The organism is Microvirga tunisiensis (assembly GCF_009296175.1).
Lineage (GTDB): Bacteria > Pseudomonadota > Alphaproteobacteria > Rhizobiales > Beijerinckiaceae > Microvirga > Microvirga tunisiensis.
Genome location: NZ_VOSK01001005.1, coordinates 1 through 533, shown reverse-complemented (window position 1 = coordinate 533; position 533 = coordinate 1). Strand labels below are relative to the sequence as shown.

Here is a 533-nt window from a genome sequence, read left to right as displayed (position 1 = left end):
GGCGAGTGTGGCACAGGGCAATTGGTGGCAGGGATTAGTCTCAACAACCAAATCCTACGCTGCTTCAAGTGCTTAAGCTACACTCGCCAGCCTTCATCAACCTTCCCATGCATAAGAACGGCTAGACGTATTCTCGTAAAGCCACGGAGCGTTGTTGGCCTAGGAGCGCTGTTTGGTAATCGCGCGGACCCAGAAGGAGAGGCCTGCTTAACGAAATTTCTTGAAGCACAAATGGCTGCTCTTTCAATTAAAGAGCTTGAAGAGCAGGCGGGATATGAGTCTCTCCTTGTCCGTTCAGCTTGGTACGTCTTAGCCAAGCGCCGTTGGAATGCTCTCGGAGTAGAGGTTCGCGCGTCGATCGATGATCAATATAAGGCTGAGTTCCGAGCTGATATTGAGAGGCTAACTAGTTTCCGTCCACAAACGGCAAACGTTTGATTTCACTACGTGAATCATAGCTTTGCGCGAGCAAGGCCCGGCGGTTTCAGGTATCTTGGATCATGCCACTGAGTCCAAAGCCCTGCCAGCGCCGG

General features: G+C 51.8%; 1 protein-coding gene. It reads left to right on the top strand.

The window, feature by feature from the left end; translation table 11 throughout:
* Positions 1-438: hypothetical protein (locus tag FS320_RS47490; protein WP_210252280.1), on the top strand; the 438-nt coding region annotated here is incomplete at its 5' end.
* Between the last annotated feature and the right edge of the window lie 95 nt (positions 439-533).